Source organism: Mesorhizobium sp. M0145 (assembly GCF_040322355.1).
Classification (GTDB): domain Bacteria; phylum Pseudomonadota; class Alphaproteobacteria; order Rhizobiales; family Rhizobiaceae; genus Mesorhizobium.
In genome coordinates, this window is sequence record NZ_JAMYTK010000002.1 from 89,694 (window position 1) to 106,429 (window position 16,736).

A 16,736-nucleotide genomic window follows, 5' to 3' on the forward strand; every position below is an offset into this window, starting at 1 on the left:
GGAGGTCACATTTGCCAATAGCTCTATTCGGCCGCCAGGGCCAGTTGCGGCCTTTCGCTTTCTTCTGCCACCTTGGCCGCCTCTTCCGTTGCCACCACCTTCTTGCGCTCCCTGCCGAAGAACAGCGCATAGGCTGCCGGCAGGACAAGGATGGTCAGCACCGTGGCGACGAGAATGCCGCCCATCATGGCGTAGGCGAGCGGCCCCCAGAAGACGCCGCGCGAGATCGGGATCAGCGCCAGCACCGCCGTCAGCGCCGTCAGCACGATCGGCCGGAACCGGCGCACCGCCGAGCCGATGATGGCCTCGGAACGCTCTACGCCGGCGGCGATGTCCTGATCGATCTGATCGACCAGGATGATCGAGTTGCGCATGATGATGCCGAGCAGGGCGATGACACCGAGGATGGCGACGAAGCCGAACGGCGCGCCGCTGATCAAAAGTGCCGCCGCCGCGCCGATGATGCCGAGCGGACCGGTCGCCAGCACCAGCATGGCCTTGCCGAAATGCTGCAGCTGGATCATCAGCAGCACGACGATGACGGCCAGCATGATCGGCGCTTTCGCCGCAATCGAGGCCTGGCTTTCGGCCGCATCCTCGGCGCCGCCCTGGATCTCGATCTTGTAGCCGGGGGCGAGGCTGGCGCGCAGGCCCTGCATGTCGCTGTACATCTTCATGGCGACATCGTTCGACTGCACGCCGTCCGGAAGCGTGGCGCGTACGCTGATGGTCGGCAAGCGGTCGCGCCGCCATTCGACGCCTTGCTCCAGCACCGGGACGATCTTGGCGACCTGCGACAGCGGCACGGAGCCACCGAAATCGGTCGGGATGTAGACGGAGTCGACCGCCGACAGCAGGTGACGGCTTGCCTCCGGCTCACGGGCGACGATCGAAACCGTCTCCTCGCCGTCGCGGAAGTCATCGAGCGGCGCTCCCGACATGGTCGCCTGCAGTATCTGGCGGATGCGCTGCGAGGTGACGCCGAGCGCACGGGCACGATCCTGGTCAATCACCAGCTTCATCGCCGGCACCGGCTCCAGCCAGTCGTCGTGGATGGCGCCAAGCAGCGGATTTGCCTGGAACTTCGCCTTCACCTCGTCGGCGATGCGGCGCACCTCCTGGCGATCCGGACCCATGACGCGCATCTGCACCGGCCAGCCGGTCGGCGGACCAAGGAACAGGCGATCGACCTTGGCGCGGATCGATGGGAAATCCTCGGCCAGGATGGTGCGCAGCTTGACGATCAGCCGCTCGCGGGCTGGTTCGTCATTGGCCATCACCAGAAGCTGGGCGAAGTTCGGGTTGCGAAGCTGCTGGTCGAGCGGCAGGAAGAAGCGCGGCGCGCCTTCGCCGATATAGGTGGCGATGAAGCGCTTGTCCTTGTCGTCCATCATCCTGGCTTCGAGCGCCTTGGCCTGGGTCTCGACTTCCTTGATGCTGGTGCCTTCCGGCAACCAGAGGTCGACAAGGATTTCCGGGCGCGACGATTGCGGGAAGAAATTCTGCGGGATGAACTGGAACGCCCACAGGCTGGTGGCAAACGTCATCAGCGTCATCACCAGGACGATGATGCGGTGGCGCACCGCCCATGCAACGGTCGAGCGAAGACGGCGGTAGAAGCGCGTGTCGAAGACATCGTGATGGTTGCCGGCGTGCTTGCGCTGCTTCAGGATCATGTGGCCGAGCCATGGCGTGAAATAGACCGCCGCGAACCAGGACACGATCAGCGCGATGCCGACGACGTAAAAAAGGGTGCGCACATATTCGCCGGCGGTCGAGGCAGCGAACCCGACGGGAATGAAGCCGGCCGTCGTGATCAGCGTGCCGGTCAGCATCGGGAAAGCGGTCGAGGAGTAGGCGAAGCTCGCCGCCTCGACCTTGACCAAGCCTTCCTCTAGTTTTCGCTCCATCATTTCGACGACGATCATCGCGTCGTCGACCAAGAGCCCAAGAGCGATGATCAGCGCGCCGAGCGAAATGCGCTGCAGGTCGATGCCGAGCTCGTACATGATGGCGAAGGTGGCGGCCAGGACCAGCGGAATGACGATCGCGATCACCAGGCCCGAGCGCCAGCCGATCGACAGGAACGATACAAAAAGCACGATCAGCAGCGCTTCGCCGAGCGCTTCCATGAACTCGCTCACCGCCTCCTTCACGACATGCGGCTGGTCGGAAATCTGATCGACCGAAACGCCATAGGGCAGCGCCTCTTCGAAGCGCTTGTAGGTCGCTTCGACGTCCTTGCCGACGTCGGTGACGTTGAAGCCCTTGGCCATGACGACGCCGAGCTGGACGCTGTCGTGTCCGTTGAAACGGTACTTGCGCTGGTACGGATCCTCGAGGCCCGAGGTCACGGTGGCGATGTCGCCGAGGCGCGTCACCTGGTTGCCGGCGCGCAGGCGAAGCTCGCGGATGTCGGCCGCCCTGGTGACATCGCCCTCGACCGAAATGCGCACCGAACGCTGGCCGGTGTCGACCGAACCTGCCGGGTCGACATTGTTCTGGCCTCGGATCGCATTCTGCAGGTCGGTCAACGTCAGGCCACGTTCGGCAAGCGCCTTGGATGAAACGTCGATGTAGAGTTTTTCCGGCTGGTCGCCGATGATCACGGCCTTCTCGACACCGGGCGTCGTCAGCAGCATGTCACGCGCCTGGATGGCGAATTTCTTCAGCTCGGGATAGCTGTAGCCGTCGCCGCTGATCGAATGCAGGGTGATGAACGTGTCACCGAATTCGTCATTGAAGTAAGGCCCAAGCAGCCCCTGCGGCAGCTCATTGGCGATATCGCCGACCTTCTTGCGCACCTGATAGAAAGCATCGGCGACCTGCGCCGGATTGGTGTCGCCCTTGACCTGCAAGGTGATGATGGCGCTGCCGGCGCGGGTGTAGGAGCGGACGAAATCGAGGTGCGGCGTTTCCTGCAGCTTGCGCTCGATCTTGTTGACGACCTGGTCCTCCATCTCCTTGATCGAGGAGCCTGGCCAGATCGCCTGGACGACCATGACGCGGAAGGTGAAATCGGGGTCTTCCTTTTGGCCCATGCGCATCAGGCCGAGCGCACCGGCCACGATGATCAGCCCGAACAGGAAGCGGGCAATGCTCGGATGGCCGATTGCCCAGCGCGAAAGATTGAAAGACCGCTTTTCATTGGTGTCGATGGTCATCGGCGTCAGTCCGTTTCAATTTGATCAACAGAGCACGCGCTTTCGCATGCCCAAGGAACTTCCGATGTGGGCTTCCGGGCGGCGTGGCTTTCCGAGTTGAGAGATCTACATCGCGGTGGGACGCGAGGATCGACGTGGGGGTTACATCGACCTGAGATCTCGAAAATCGGGGGCGCCTGCCGCCCGGAAACCGTGAATTGCCTGGCCGTCAGCGCAAGCGCCTTGCAGCGTCATCGGCCGACGCCGACTGTTGCGCCGCATCACCGGTCAGCTTGACTTTCAGATTCTCGGTCATGAACTGCGTGCCGGCGGCGACGACGACGTCACCCGGCTTCAGCCCATCGGCGACACTGACGCCGTCGGGGGTGAAGGCGGCGACCTTGACCGGATGCGCATGGACGGTCCCGCCGTTGCGGTCGACTGTCCAGACGATCGATTGGCTGTCCTTTTGCGCCAACGCGGCCAGCGGGATCGACACCAGTTGCTGCCGGTTGTCCGCCGCGGCTTCGATGGAGGCGGTCATGCCTAGCAGCACGCGAGAATCGTTGGGCAGGCTGACGCGAACGGCAAAGGTGCGCGACTGCGGATCGGCGCTGCCGGCGACTTCGCGGACCTTGCCGTCGAGCGTCAGCGCCTCATCGGACCAGAAGCCAGCCTTGACGGTCTTGCCCGGCTTGAATTCGGCGATATCGGTTTCCGGAACAGCGATCAGGACTTCCTTCTCGCCGTCGATGGCAACGGTCACCACCGGCGTGCCGGAGCCGACCACCTGGCCGACATCGGCGGCAACGGCAGTGACGATGCCGTTCTTGTCCGCCTTGAGATCGGTATAGCGGACCTGGTTCTGTGCCTGGGCAAGCTGCGAGCGGGCGGAGTCTCGCGTGGCGACAGCCTGATTATAGGCGAGCGTCGCCTGCTCGAGCTGCGACTTCGGCGCGAAATTCTTGGCGTAGAGCTGTTCGGCCCGCTTGCGCGTAAGCTCGACTGTCTCGACCTGACGGTCGGCAGCATCGAGGCTGGCCTGAGCGCTTCTCACCGAAAGCTCGTAGTCGGTGGGATCGATGCGGGCGAGAACGTCGCCCGGCTTGACGCGGTCACCGATGTCGACAAGGCGCTCGGTGATCTTGCCGTTGATGCGAAAACCGAGATTCATCTCGGTGCGGGCACGCACCGATCCGGAATAGGAAAGCTGACGGGTATCGCTCGCCTTAGCGATCTCGACCACCTTGACCGGGCGGATGATCTCGGTGACCTCGGCTTTCTCCTGCGAGCAGCCGGCGAGGCCGAGAGCGACAACGATAATCAGTGCCAGGCCGGCGGCCGGTCGCCTGTAGGTGATGGACTTGGACAAAGACACTTTTCGTACTCCCGAACTGTGGAGATGAATTGCCGGTATCGCCGCCCGACGGGCGGCAACGGTCATTTCTTCAAGGCTCTGATGGCAAACTCGGTAAGCTCGTCCGGCGTCGCCCGGTTCTTCTTGGCGAGGCACTGAGCCATCATCTGTGGATGAGAGAGGCTGATAATGGCAGCACCGAAACACCGGGAAGCGACCACCGGATCCTGATCGACGAACTCGCCGGTGGCGATGCCCTCGCGGATCACTTCAGCGACCAGGTCGTGGATGCGGTCGATGTGCTTTTCGATGACATGCCAATCGCGCTCGATGGCGACGATGACCATCTCGTGCACCTTCTCCTGGTCGATCATGGTTTCCAGCGTCCACTGATAGTGCGTATGCACGTAGCGGCGGAGCTTCTCGCTGGCGGTGCCGGGGCTATGGCAGGCTTCGTAGCTCAACCGGTAGCAGGTCTCCAGCATACGGCCGCAAACCGCCTGGTGGATTTCCACCTTGGAGGCGAAGAAGCGATAGATGTTGGCAGTCGACATGCCGAGTTCGCGCGCAATGTCGGCGACGTTGGTCTTGCCGTAGCCGTAGTGGCGAAACAATCGCTCCGCGCAATCCAGGATGCGCGTGACATTTTCCTGGCGGGCGGAATCGGCGGTGGTATCTAGGGTTTCAAGCATCTCGTTGGCCAATTTACGACTGACGAATTTAGAATTTCGTCACTCGTAAATTGAAAACCATCACCTGTCAAGGCACGATTTTGGCTGCTGATGACAGATGGTGACATCCCTGGACGGAGTCGGCCCATGAAACGCATGTGGTTTCCGCCGGGCGCGCCTGCAACGCCGCCCCGTGTTTTTTGCGAAGGATCTTGAAAAGATGCTTTCCGAAATCGGTTCCGTTTTCGGATCAGGCCCTAAGGCTGCTTTGCCATCTCCCGCAGCCGGAACTTCTGGATCTTGCCCGTCGAAGTCTTCGGGATTTCCGCGAAGATCACCGCTTTCGGCACCTTGAAGCGGGCGAGCAGCGCGCGGCAGTGCTCGATTACCTCCGCCTCGGTCGCCGCCTTGCCCGGCTTCAGCTCGACATAGGCGACCGGCACCTCGCCCCATTTGTCGTCGGATATGGCGACAACGCCGCAGGAGCCGACGGCGGGATGCTTGTACAGCGCCTCCTCGACCTCGATCGAGGAGATGTTTTCGCCGCCGGAGATGATGATGTCCTTGGAACGGTCCTTGAGCTGGATGTAGCCGTCCGGATGCATGACGCCGAGGTCGCCCGAATGGAACCAGCCGCCGGCAAAGGCCTCGTCGCTCGCCTTGCGGTTCTTGAGATAGCCTTTCATGACGATGTTGCCGCGGAACATCACCTCGCCGATGGTCTCGCCGTCGGCCGGCGTCTCTTGCATCGTCTGCGGGTCCATCACAGTCAGGCCTTCGAGCGCGGCGTAGCGCACGCCTTGCCTGGCCTTCTTCGCCGCCCTCGCCCCTTTCTCCAGCCGGTCCCACTCGCCGTGCCATTCGTTGACGACGGCCGGGCCGTAGGTCTCGGTCAGGCCGTAGAGATGGGTGACGGCAAAGCCCGCATCGGCCATGCCCGACAGCACCGCCTCAGGCGGCGGCGCCGCGGCCGTGTTGAAGGTGACGGTCTGAGGAAACTGCCGCTTGTCCTCGTCCCTGGCGTTGATCAGCACCGACATCACCACCGGCGCGCCACACAGATGGGTGACGCCGTGATCGGCGATGGCGTCGTAGATCGGCTTCGGCCGCACCCAGCGCAGGCAGACATGCGTGCCAGCCTGCACGGCAAGCGTCCAGGGAAAGCACCAGCCATTGCAGTGGAACATCGGCAGCGTCCACAGATAGACCGGGTGCTTGCCCATGCCGGCATGGATGGTGTTGGCATAGGCCATCAGTGCCGCGCCGCGATGGTGACAGACGACGCCCTTCGGATTGCCTGTCGTGCCGGAGGTGTAGTTGAGCGAAATGGCATCCCATTCATCGTCCGGCATCGACCAGGCGAAATCCTCGTCGCCGTCGGCGACAAACGCCTCATAGTCCAGCGTGCCGATCCGCTCCCCCTTGGGATAGGGCGCATCGGCGGCATAGTCGGGATCGTCGTAATCGATCAGCAGCGGCCTGACCTTGGCCAGCGTCAGCGCTTGCCGGACCACGCCGGCGAATTCGCGGTCGACGATCAGCACCTTGCTTTCGGCGTGATCGAGCTGGAAGGCAATGACGGCGGCGTCGAGGCGGGTGTTGAGCGAATGCAGCACCGCCCTGGTCATCGGCACGCCGAAATGCGCTTCCAGCATCGGCGGTGTGTTGGACAGCATGACGGTGACGGTGTCGCCCTTGCCGATACCGCGCTTCGCCAGCGCCGAGGCAAGCCTCAGCGAGCGCTTCCAGAAATCGCGATAGGTCGTGCGCTGGCGGCCATGGATGATGGCGGTCTGATCGGGAAAGGTCTTTGCCGCCCGCTCGAAATAGGTCAGCGGCGTCAGCGGCTGATGGTTGGCCGGGTTCCTGTCTAGGTCCTGTTCGTAGGGATTGCCCATCCCGTCCTCCGCGCAATGTGTTCGTCGAGAACTTTAGCTACCGGCTTCCGGCCCGTCACCACCAACGATGCCATCATAGACCGCGTGTGGCACAAGAATGGTCTAGATTCGGCGGCGAAAGCGCATCTATTCCTTCCTCCAATTTGACTTTTGTCGAGAGCCGTGAATAATGTCAGCAAGGAGATGGCATGGCGATCCGACCGGCAGAACAGCTTATCCACAAGGCCGCCTGGCTTTACTATGCACACGGCCTGCGCCAGGACCAGGTGGCCAGCCAGCTCAAGATTTCCCGTGCCTCGGTGGCGATGTATCTGCGCAAGGCGCGCGAGACCGGCATCGTCAACATCTCGACCTCGACCCAGCTTTTCACCGACGACGTGCTGGCACGCAAGCTGGAAGACGCGCTGAAGCTCGACGCGGTCTGGATCGCGCCGGAAAACGGCTATGTCGCCGACCCCTCGACCGACATCGCGGTGCTGGCGGCAAGCGTCTTTCTCGAGCTGATCAGGAAGGGCGACCGCATCGGCGTCGCCTGGGGACGGACCATCTACACGATCGCCGACATCATGTCCTATGCCGATCTGCAGGACGTCACCGTGGTGCAGCTCTGCGGCAATCTGGGCGCCCCCTATTCGTACCGGCCGGACCAATGCACGATGGAAATCGCGCGCCGGCTCAACGCCAAGGGGCTGAATTTCTACGCGCCGCTGGTGCTGACGACGGAAGAACTGGCACGCGGCCTGCGCGCCGAGCCGGTGATCCGCGAGCAATTGTCGGGCATCGGCGAATGCGGCCTGGCGCTGTATTCGGTAGGCTCGGTGGACACCGACAGCCATCTGGTCAAATGCGGCGCGCTGACGCCAAGCGAAATGGCTGTATTGCGCAAGGCGGGTGCGGCCGGCGTCATTGCCGGGCAGATCATCGACGCCCGAGGCCAGGCGCTCGACTGCAGCTACAACCGCCGGCTGATTTCGGCAGAGCTGTCATCGCTGCGCCAGATCGGAAAGCGCCTTGTGGTGGTGCAGGAAGAGAGCAAGTTCGAACCGCTCGTCGCGGCGATCGCCGGCGGGCTCTGCACCCATCTCGTCGTCGGCGCGCGCATGGCGCGGCGGCTGCTCGACCATGCCGGAGCAGCAGCAGAAGAGGTCGCCTGATACCTAGTTTCAGCCGCCGACGCATTGTCATCAAGGCGTCGCGGTATTCCTGTTCACAACAAAAGAGAAATCGGACGAAGCTGACATGAAGAACCTGTGGAATGACGGCGAGGCGGAGAAGCTGGTCGCCGACTATGCAAAGAAGGGTGTGGCCCGCGACCTGGCGCTGCGCGTCTACACGACCAGGCTGCTGGGCGGCGAGCCGCGGCTCGTCCTGCATGGCGGCGGCAACACCTCGTGCAAGACCAGGGCCACCGATCTCGTCGGCGACGAATGGGACGTGCTCTGCGTCAAGGGCAGCGGCTGGGACATGGGCGTCATCGAGCCGCAGGGCCTGCCGGCGGTCAAGCTCGGCGCGCTGTTGAAGGCGCGGTCGCTCAAGAAGCTCTCCGACGAGGACATGGTCGCGCTGCAGCGGGCGAACCTCATCGATCCGTCCTCGCCCAATCCGTCGGTCGAGACGCTGCTGCACGCCTTCCTGCCGCACAAATTCGTCGACCACACGCATTCGACGGCGATCCTGGCCATCGTCGACCAGGAGGACAGCGAGGCGCTGAGCCGGAAGGTGTTCGGCGAAAAGATGGGCTTCGTGCCTTACATCATGCCGGGCTTCGATCTGGCCAAGGCGGCCGCCGATGTATTCGACGCCGATCCGACGGTCGAAGGCCTGATCCTAGACAAGCACGGCATCTTCACCTTCGGCGACGATGCCAGGCAGGCCTATGACCGGATGATCCATTATGTGAACGTCGCCGAGGATTTCATCGCCGGAAACGGCAAGCCGCGCACCGAAAAAGTGGCACTGCCGGCCAGGCTGGCGAAGCCTGCGGAGATTGCGCCGATGCTGCGCGGCGCGGTGGCGGTGGCACGCGGCGAAGGCCGCTTCGATCGGATGATCAGCGATTTCCGCACCTCGGATGCGATCGTCGATTTCATCAATTCGGCAAAAATTGCCGACTATGCCGGGCGCGGCGTGTCGACACCTGACCTGTCGATCCGCATCAAAACCGGACCGATGGCACTGCCGGCGCCCGACGCGGACAAGGTCGGCGACTACAAATCCGTCATCCGCCAGCATGTCGAGAAATTCGCCAAGGACTATCGCGCCTATTTCGAAACCAATGATGCGCTCGACGACGTGAAGCGCACCATGCTCGACCCGATGCCGCGGCTGACGCTGGTGCCCGGCCTCGGCATGTTCGGCCACGGTCGCACGCTGAAGGATGCGAAGATTGCCTCGGACGTCGGCGAAATGTGGATCGAGGCGGTGCGCGGCGCCGAAGCCGTCGGTGACTTCCGCCCGCTCTCCAAAGCCGACCTGTTCCCGCTCGAATACTGGTCGCTGGAACAGGCCAAGCTCGCCTCCAACAAGCCGAAGCCGCTGACCGGCCAGGTGGTGCTGGTCACCGGCGGCGCCGGCGCGATCGGTGCTGCCACGGCAAAGCTGTTCGCCGACAACGGTGCCCATGCCGTCGTCGTCGATCTCGATGGATCAAGGGCTGCCGAGGCGGCAAAAAGGGCCGGCAACGGTTCGATCGGCATTGGCGCCGACATCACCGATCCGGCGCAGATGCGCGCCGCCTTCGACAAAGCGGTCGACGTCTACGGCGGCCTCGACATTCTCGTGTCCAATGCCGGTGCTGCCTGGGAGGGCCGGATCGGCGAGCTCGACGACGCCACCTTGCGCAAAAGCTTCGAACTCAATTTCTTCGCCCATCAGTCGGCGGCGCAGAATGCCGTGCGCATCATGCTGGAACAGGGCACCGGCGGCGTGCTGTTGTTCAACACCTCCAAGCAGGCGGTCAATCCGGGGCCGAAGTTCGGCGCCTATGGCATTCCCAAGGCGGCAACGTTGTTTTTGTCCAGGCAATATGCGCTCGACTACGGCGCCCATGGCATCCGCTCCAATGCCGTCAACGCCGACCGCATCCGTTCGGGGCTGTTGACCGATGCCATGATCGCCAGCCGCTCGGGCGCACGCGGCGTGTCGGAGAAGGAGTACATGTCCGGCAACCTGCTCGGCCAGGAAGTGACGGCAGAAGACGTCGCCCAAGCCTTCCTGCATCAGGCGCTGGCCGAGCGGACCACCGCCGATGTGACGACGGTCGATGGCGGCAACATCGCGGCGGCGTTGAGGTAGATCTAAACACCGGACCAACAAAAAGAGCGGCCCGCGAGCCGCTCTTTTCCTTTGCCTATAGCGAAAGACTACTTCGCGTTCGGGTTCGGCATCCAGGCCGGCATCGCGACGTCGGCATGGGCGAATTGCGGCAGCTTGGCCGAGAGGTCTTCCATGTTCTTGATGTCCTTGTCGACGAGGTCCTTCTGGGTGATCAGCGTCGGCGGTACAATGACGTTGTGGCCGGGATCTTCACCGGCCAACAGCTGCGCCAGCGCACGCACCGAGACCTGGCCGACGACGGCCGGGTTGGTGGCGGCGGTTGCCGCCCAGGCGCTGTCCGGCTCGCGCATCGCGGCGATGTCCGAGGTCGAGATGTCGGCCGAATAGATCTTGATGTCCTTGTTCAGTCCGGCTTCGTCGACCGCGATCTTCACGCCCTTGGCGAATTCGTCATAGGGCGCGAACATCACCTTGATGTCGGGGTGGGCCGATAGCACCGAACGGGCCTGGTTGGCGACCGAATTGGCGATCGGATTGTCGAGCGTGCCGAACATGGCGGCTTCGTTGATGCCCGAATATTTCTTCTTGAATTCGACCCAGGTCTCGTTGCGGCGGTCGAGCGGCGCGATGCCGGCGACATAGACATAGCCGGCCTTCCAGCTCTCGCCATTGTCCTTGACCGCCTGTTCGAGCGCCAGGCGCGCGAGGTCGCGGTCGGATTGCTCGATCTGCGGGATCTTGGGGTTTTCGACATTGACGTCGAAGGCGACGACCTTGATGCCGGCCTCGACCGCGCGCTGGGCGGCGTCCTTCATCGATTCCGTCAGGCCGTGCTGGATGATGATGCCCTGGACGCCGAGCGCGATGGCCTGGTCGACCATGTCCGCCTGAAGCGCCGCGTCCTGGCGGCTGTCGAGCACGCGCAGGTCGACACCGAGTGCCTTGGCCTGCGCCTCGACGCCGGACAGATACGCCTGGAAGAAGTCGCCAGTCGAGAGATAGCGGACCAGCGCTATCTTGACGGCGCCCGGCTTGTCGAACGGCGCCGGCCTGTCCTGCGCCATCGCCGGCAACTGCATAAGCAATGTTGCGCCGGCAAGCCCGAGCGCTGCCTTCCCTAAAAGCCTTCTTGTGATGTTCACGTCGTTTCCTCCACTTGTTGAACCCAAAATGTGACCCGGTCGAACCCCTATCTCCTGCCCCTGCCGGAAAGGGCGAAGGTAAAGACAAGGGCGACCACGAGAACCACGCCCTTGACGAAATCCTGCGTGTAGTAAGGCGCGTTCATCATCGTCAGGCCCTGCAACAGCACGCCGACAAACACCGCGCCGACAGCCGTGCCGAAGGCGTTCGGCTTGGCGGCGCCGAGAACCGCGTAACCGATGAGTGCCGCAGCCACCGCGTCGAGCAACAGATTATTACCCGAGGCGATGTCGCCGCGTCCAAGCCGGGCAGCGAGCAAAATGCCGCCGATCGAGGCAAAAACTCCCGAAATCACATAGGCCCAGATTTTGTATGCCTTGACAGGCGCGCCGGCGAGTTCTGCGGCGCGTTCGTTGCTGCCGACCGCATACATCATGCGCCCGAAACGCGTGTATTCGAGAAAGAACCAGATCAGCACCGCCAGCACGAGCAGGACGACGACCGACACCGGAATGAGGTTCGGGATGAAGAAATCGAAGCGATGGCGGCCAAGCGCCAGGAACGCGGCGCCGAAACTGCCGTTGGCGACCGAGCCGTCGGGCATGGTCATGCCAGTGGCGATCGAACGGCCCTCGGTCGGTATGCGCTGCAGGCCGACAAGCAGGAACATCATGCCGAGCGTCGCCAAAAGGTCCGGAACCCGCATATAGACGATCAGCCAGCCATTGATCAGGCCGACGACGGCGCCGATCACAAGACAGACGACGACCGCCACGACGGCGTTCTGCCCCAGCACCACCATGACATAGGCAGCCGCCATCATGGCGCTGGTGGCGACAGAGCCGATCGACAGGTCGAAGCCGCCGACGACCAGCGTGGCGGTGACGCCGAGCGCCAGAACACCGGTGATGGCGACCGACTGGAAGATGAAGACGGCGCTTTGCGGCGAGACGAAACCATCGGCGGCAACAGCGAAATAGGCGATCAGCCCGAACAACAGAACGATGAAGCCGTAGCGAATAGCATTGTCGCGCAGGATCATTCAGCGCTCCCGCACGCTGGCACCGTCTTTATCCGACCCGAATTCATGCCCTCTCCATTCCAATTCTCATCGTCTTCCCGCTCTCAGGCTGCGCTGTGCAAAGGCCCGCCCGCCACTTCGGCCAGCAGACGCTCGAGATCGACATCGGTATTGCGGTGCTCGCCGACGATCGTCTGCTCCGACATCACCAGGATGCGATCGGCCGTCTCCAGGGCTTCGTCGAGTTCGGTGACGAACAGCAGCGTCGCGCGGCCGTGGGCGCTGGTCCGCAGCTTGGCGGCGATATCGCGTCTGGCCGAGATGTCCACACCTTGAAACGGCTCGTCGAGGATGAAAAGCCTTGCCGCCTGCGACATCCAGCGGGCGACCATCACCTTCTGCTGATTGCCACCGGAAAGCGACGCCATCTCGTCCCTCTCGGAGCGACAGACGATGCCCAACTCCTGGATCTGCTGGCGAGCAATGGCGCGTTCGATACGGCGCTTGAGGACGCCGAGACGCGACATGCGCCTGTGGAACGGCAGGCTGATATTCTCCTGGACGTTGAAGTCGCCGACGATGCCGTTTTCGCCCCGGTCCTTGGCGACGAGAAACACACCGGCGGCAATCGCTTCGCCGGTCGATGCCGGCGCATAGGGTTTCCCGTTCAGCATCATGGTCCCGCCCAGCGGCTGGCGCAGGCCGAACAGCGTCTCGGCGAGCGCGGTCTTGCCGACGCCGACGAGGCCGGTGATGGCAACGACCTCGCCGTCGCCGAGGGTCAGCGAAATCGGCCGGGCGCCTTCTGCAACCCGCAACCCGTCCGTGGCAAAAATTGCTTTGGCCGAATTCCTGGCGACGATCCGCTCGAGCTGGATCTTGCGGCCGAGCATGGCGTTGACCGCACCTTCGTAATCCAGCGGCTTCTTGTCGAAGATGCCTGAGATGACCCCATCGCGCATCGAAATGATGCGATCGGCAAGCCGCCTGATGTCAGACATACGGTGCGAAATGTAGAGGATGGCCACGCCTTGCTGGCGAAGCCGGTCGAGCAATGCGAACAGCCGGTCGGCCTCGGCGCTGGACAGCGAGGAAGTCGGCTCGTCGAGGATCAGCACTTTCGGCCGGTGCGCCATGGCGCGGGCGATCGCCACCATCTGGCGGTCGGCCAGAGAGAGATCGCTGATCCGGGCCTTGAGGTCCATGGCCAGTCCCATGCGGTCGGCCACCGCCTTTGCCTCGCGACGCACCCGGCCTGGATTGAACAGGGTCGGCACGCCGCTGCCGCTCAACCTGTCGAGGGTAAGATTGGTGGCGACGTCGAGGTCTGCGACGACACCGTCATTGATGTTCTGGTGGACGGTAACGACGCCGGCGCGGATCGCCTCCGCCGGCGTTTTCGGGTCGAACTCATGACCGGCAAGCGACATCGAGCCGCCGCCATGGTCGTAGACGCCACTGATGATCTTGACGAGGGTGGATTTGCCGGCGCCGTTGGCGCCCATCAGCACGGTCACTTCGCCGGCATGCAATTCGAGCGAGACGCCGCCAAGCACCTCGATATGGCCAAAGGATTTCCTCAGGCCGTCGACGCGGAACACGGCATCATTGCCCATTCGTTCCTCCCTGACCATGACGCTATGGGCTATATCGGCAATTGTCAACACGATTGACAATTGCCAGCAGGCTTCCTAGCTTGGCCCGACCGCGTTGGCTCCGCTATCATCGGAGCACATGAGCGGGAGGTGAGGATGACTGGGAAATCGCCGTTCGAAGCACTGTCGGTCGAGACACTGGCGGGCCGTCTCGGTGCCAACGAGCCCCTGTGTTCGCAGATCGGCAAGGATACGAGCCAGTGGAAGGTTCGTGAAGTCGGCGACGGCAATCTGAACCTGGTGTTCATCGTCGAGGGTGCTGAGGGTGCGGCCGTCGTCAAGCAGGCCCTGCCCTACGTCCGGCTGGTCGGCGACAGCTGGCCGCTGCCGCTAAAACGCTCCTTCTTCGAATACCATGCGCTGACGCGGCAACAGGCGCGGGCGCCGGGTTCGGTGCCCGATATCTATCACTTCGACGAAGGCCAGGCGCTGATCATCATGGAGTATCTGTCGCCGCACATTATCCTGCGGCGGGCGCTGATCGAAGGCCGGCAATTGCCCAATATCGCGACAGACATCGGCTTGTTCATGGCCCACACGTTGTTTCGCGGCTCCGACCTGCATATGGCGACCAAGGACCGCAAGGCCGATCTGGCACTGTTCGCCGACAATGTCGAACTCTGCGACATCACCGAGAACCTGGTTTTCTCGGATCCGTATTTCGATGCCAAGATGAACCGGCACACCAGCCCGCAGCTCGATGGCATTGTCGCCGAGCTGCGCGCCGACCGCGACCTCAAGGTCGAGGCGCAGCGCATGAAGCACATCTTCGCTGCCAATGCCGAGACGCTGCTGCATGGCGACCTGCATTCCGGCTCGATCATGGTCACCGACACCGAAACGCGGATGATCGACCCCGAATTCGCTTTCTACGGGCCGATCGCCTTCGACGTCGGCATGCTGCTCGCCAATTTCTGGATGGCGTTCTTCTCGCAGCGCGGCCATGAACAGGACGGAAGCCGCGACGCCATGCGTGACTATCTGCTCGGCGTTACGGTCGAGACATGGTCGGTGTTTCGCGCCGAGTTCTCGCATCTGTGGCGAACCGAGCGTACCGGCATGCTCTACCAGAAGAGCCTATTCGAAGATCAGGGCGACAGGCTTGGCGCCGAGCAGGCGCTAGACCACATGCTGCATTCGATCTGGACCGATCTGCTTGGCTTTGCCGGCGTCGAGGTTCACCGGCGAATTCTCGGACTTGCCCACAATGCCGATTTCGAGACTATTGCCGATCCGGATCTGCGCGCCAGATGTGAGGCAAAGGCGCTGAAATTCGGCCGTCACCTCGCCGTCAACCGGCGCCAGATCCACAGCATCGACGAGGTCAACCGGTTGGCCGCGCTGATCGAACGGGAGAGCAGGATTTGAACGTCGGCGACCGCCACTACCGCACCATCTGGCCGAGTGACGACGGGCGTTCGGTGGAGATCATCGACCAGCGCTGGCTGCCGCATGATTTCCGCATCGAAAAGATCGATACCGTCGCCGGCATCGCCACGGCAATCCGCGACATGTGGGTGCGCGGGGCGCCGCTGATCGGCGTCACCGCGGCCTATGGCGTCGCCATGCAGATGGCCGACGATCCGTCGGATGCAGCACTCGACGCCGTCTGGGCAACCTTGCACGAAACGCGCCCGACGGCGATCAATTTGCGCTGGGCGCTGAACGAAATGCAGCGCTTCCTGCTGACGCTTCCCCTGGCAGAACGTGCCGCGGCTGCCTATCGGCGTGCCGGCGAGATCGCCGACGAGGATGTCGGCCTCAACCGCGCCATCGGCGCCCATGGGCTCGAAATCATCAAGGCGATCGCGGCGCGCAAGCAGCCGGGCGAACCGGTCAATATTCTGACCCACTGCAACGCCGGCTGGCTGGCCACGGTCGACTACGGCACCGCCACCGCGCCGATCTATCTGGCGACGGAAGCCGGCATTCCAGTCCATGTCTATGTCGACGAAACACGACCCCGCAACCAGGGTGCCCAATTGACCGCCTGGGAGATGGCGGGCCACGGCGTGCCGCATACGCTGATCGTCGACAATGCCGGCGGCCATCTGATGCAGCGCGGCCAGATCGACATGGTCGTCGTCGGCACCGACAGGACCACCGCCGACGGCGATGTCTGCAATAAGATCGGTACCTATCTCAAGGCGCTCGCCGCCGACGACAACGACGTGCCGTTCTATGTCGCGCTGCCGTCGCCGACGATCGACTGGACCGTGGGCGACGGGCTGGCCGACATCCCGATCGAACAGCGCTCGCCCGACGAGGTCTCACTGGTCTGGGGCAAGACCGCTTCCGGCGAGATCGCCCAGGTCCGCGTATCGCCGGAAGCCACGCCGGCGGCCAATCCGGCCTTCGACGTGACGCCGGCGCGGCTGGTCACCGGCTTGATCACCGAACGCGGTGTCGCTACGGCCTCGCGCGAAGGCCTGAGGGCGATGTTTCCCGAGCGCGGATGATCCGCTTTGCCGAGAGGGCGCTCCGGATTTGCCTGATCTCACGATTTCTTGAACACGGCACGGTTAAAAACGCCCGTTGCCTGTCCCACATGGACGGCCGTATGCGTAGCGGC

Annotated in this window: 11 protein-coding genes; 4 read left to right on the plus strand and 7 right to left on the minus strand. The window is 63.2% G+C overall.

Going from position 1 to position 16,736, the window contains the following annotated elements:
• Positions 1–23 precede the first annotated feature (23 nt).
• The 4 genes from NKJ28_RS05315 to NKJ28_RS05330 all read right to left on the minus strand — a co-directional run bounded on the left by NKJ28_RS05315 (position 24) and on the right by NKJ28_RS05330 (position 7,069).
• Positions 24–3,164, minus strand: a complete 3,141-nt coding sequence (locus NKJ28_RS05315) for an efflux RND transporter permease subunit (protein WP_352634400.1) — start codon at positions 3,162–3,164, stop codon at positions 24–26.
• A 208-nt stretch (positions 3,165–3,372) separates the two neighbouring features.
• Positions 3,373–4,521 carry an efflux RND transporter periplasmic adaptor subunit gene (locus NKJ28_RS05320; RefSeq protein WP_352634402.1) on the minus strand — a complete coding sequence of 383 codons (1,149 nt, stop codon included), beginning with the start codon at positions 4,519–4,521 and terminating at the stop codon, positions 3,373–3,375.
• A 62-nt stretch (positions 4,522–4,583) separates the two neighbouring features.
• Positions 4,584–5,192, minus strand: coding sequence for a TetR/AcrR family transcriptional regulator (locus tag NKJ28_RS05325; protein WP_352590238.1), 609 nt, complete (start codon positions 5,190–5,192; stop codon positions 4,584–4,586).
• 236 nt (positions 5,193–5,428) lie between these two features.
• Positions 5,429–7,069 (minus strand): acyl-CoA synthetase, encoded by a 1,641-nt coding sequence (locus tag NKJ28_RS05330; protein ID WP_352634404.1) that lies wholly within the window; start codon positions 7,067–7,069, stop codon positions 5,429–5,431.
• 188 nt (positions 7,070–7,257) lie between these two features.
• On the opposite strand from NKJ28_RS05330, the gene NKJ28_RS05335 reads away from it, so the two are divergent.
• Positions 7,258–8,223, plus strand: coding sequence for a sugar-binding transcriptional regulator (locus NKJ28_RS05335; protein WP_352590243.1), 966 nt, complete (start codon positions 7,258–7,260; stop codon positions 8,221–8,223).
• Positions 8,224–8,308: 85 nt separating this feature from the next.
• The gene (locus NKJ28_RS05340; protein WP_352634406.1) at positions 8,309–10,363 is read left to right on the plus strand and encodes a bifunctional aldolase/short-chain dehydrogenase; all 2,055 of its coding nucleotides are present in this window, start codon (positions 8,309–8,311) and stop codon (positions 10,361–10,363) included.
• A 68-nt stretch (positions 10,364–10,431) separates the two neighbouring features.
• On the opposite strand, the gene NKJ28_RS05345 is transcribed toward NKJ28_RS05340, so the two are convergent.
• From NKJ28_RS05345 to NKJ28_RS05355, 3 genes are all read right to left on the minus strand, one after another.
• On the minus strand, positions 10,432–11,487 hold the full coding sequence (locus tag NKJ28_RS05345) for a substrate-binding domain-containing protein (protein WP_023676002.1): 1,056 nt from the start codon (positions 11,485–11,487) through the stop codon (positions 10,432–10,434).
• Between the two features lie 47 nt (positions 11,488–11,534).
• A complete protein-coding gene (locus NKJ28_RS05350) occupies positions 11,535–12,530 on the minus strand; it encodes an ABC transporter permease (protein WP_023676003.1) in 996 nt (331 codons plus the stop codon).
• Positions 12,531–12,613: 83 nt separating this feature from the next.
• A complete protein-coding gene (locus NKJ28_RS05355) occupies positions 12,614–14,125 on the minus strand; it encodes a sugar ABC transporter ATP-binding protein (RefSeq protein WP_352590255.1) in 1,512 nt (503 codons plus the stop codon).
• A 135-nt stretch (positions 14,126–14,260) separates the two neighbouring features.
• Between NKJ28_RS05355 and mtnK the strand changes: the two genes are divergently transcribed.
• Complete coding sequence (gene mtnK / locus NKJ28_RS05360) at positions 14,261–15,532, plus strand: S-methyl-5-thioribose kinase (protein WP_352590258.1); 1,272 nt, start codon at positions 14,261–14,263, stop codon at positions 15,530–15,532.
• Positions 15,529–16,623 carry an S-methyl-5-thioribose-1-phosphate isomerase gene (mtnA, locus tag NKJ28_RS05365; protein WP_352455228.1) on the plus strand — a complete coding sequence of 365 codons (1,095 nt, stop codon included), beginning with the start codon at positions 15,529–15,531 and terminating at the stop codon, positions 16,621–16,623. The genes mtnK and mtnA overlap by 4 nt, the downstream gene beginning before the upstream one ends.
• Positions 16,624–16,736: the final 113 nt, after the last annotated feature.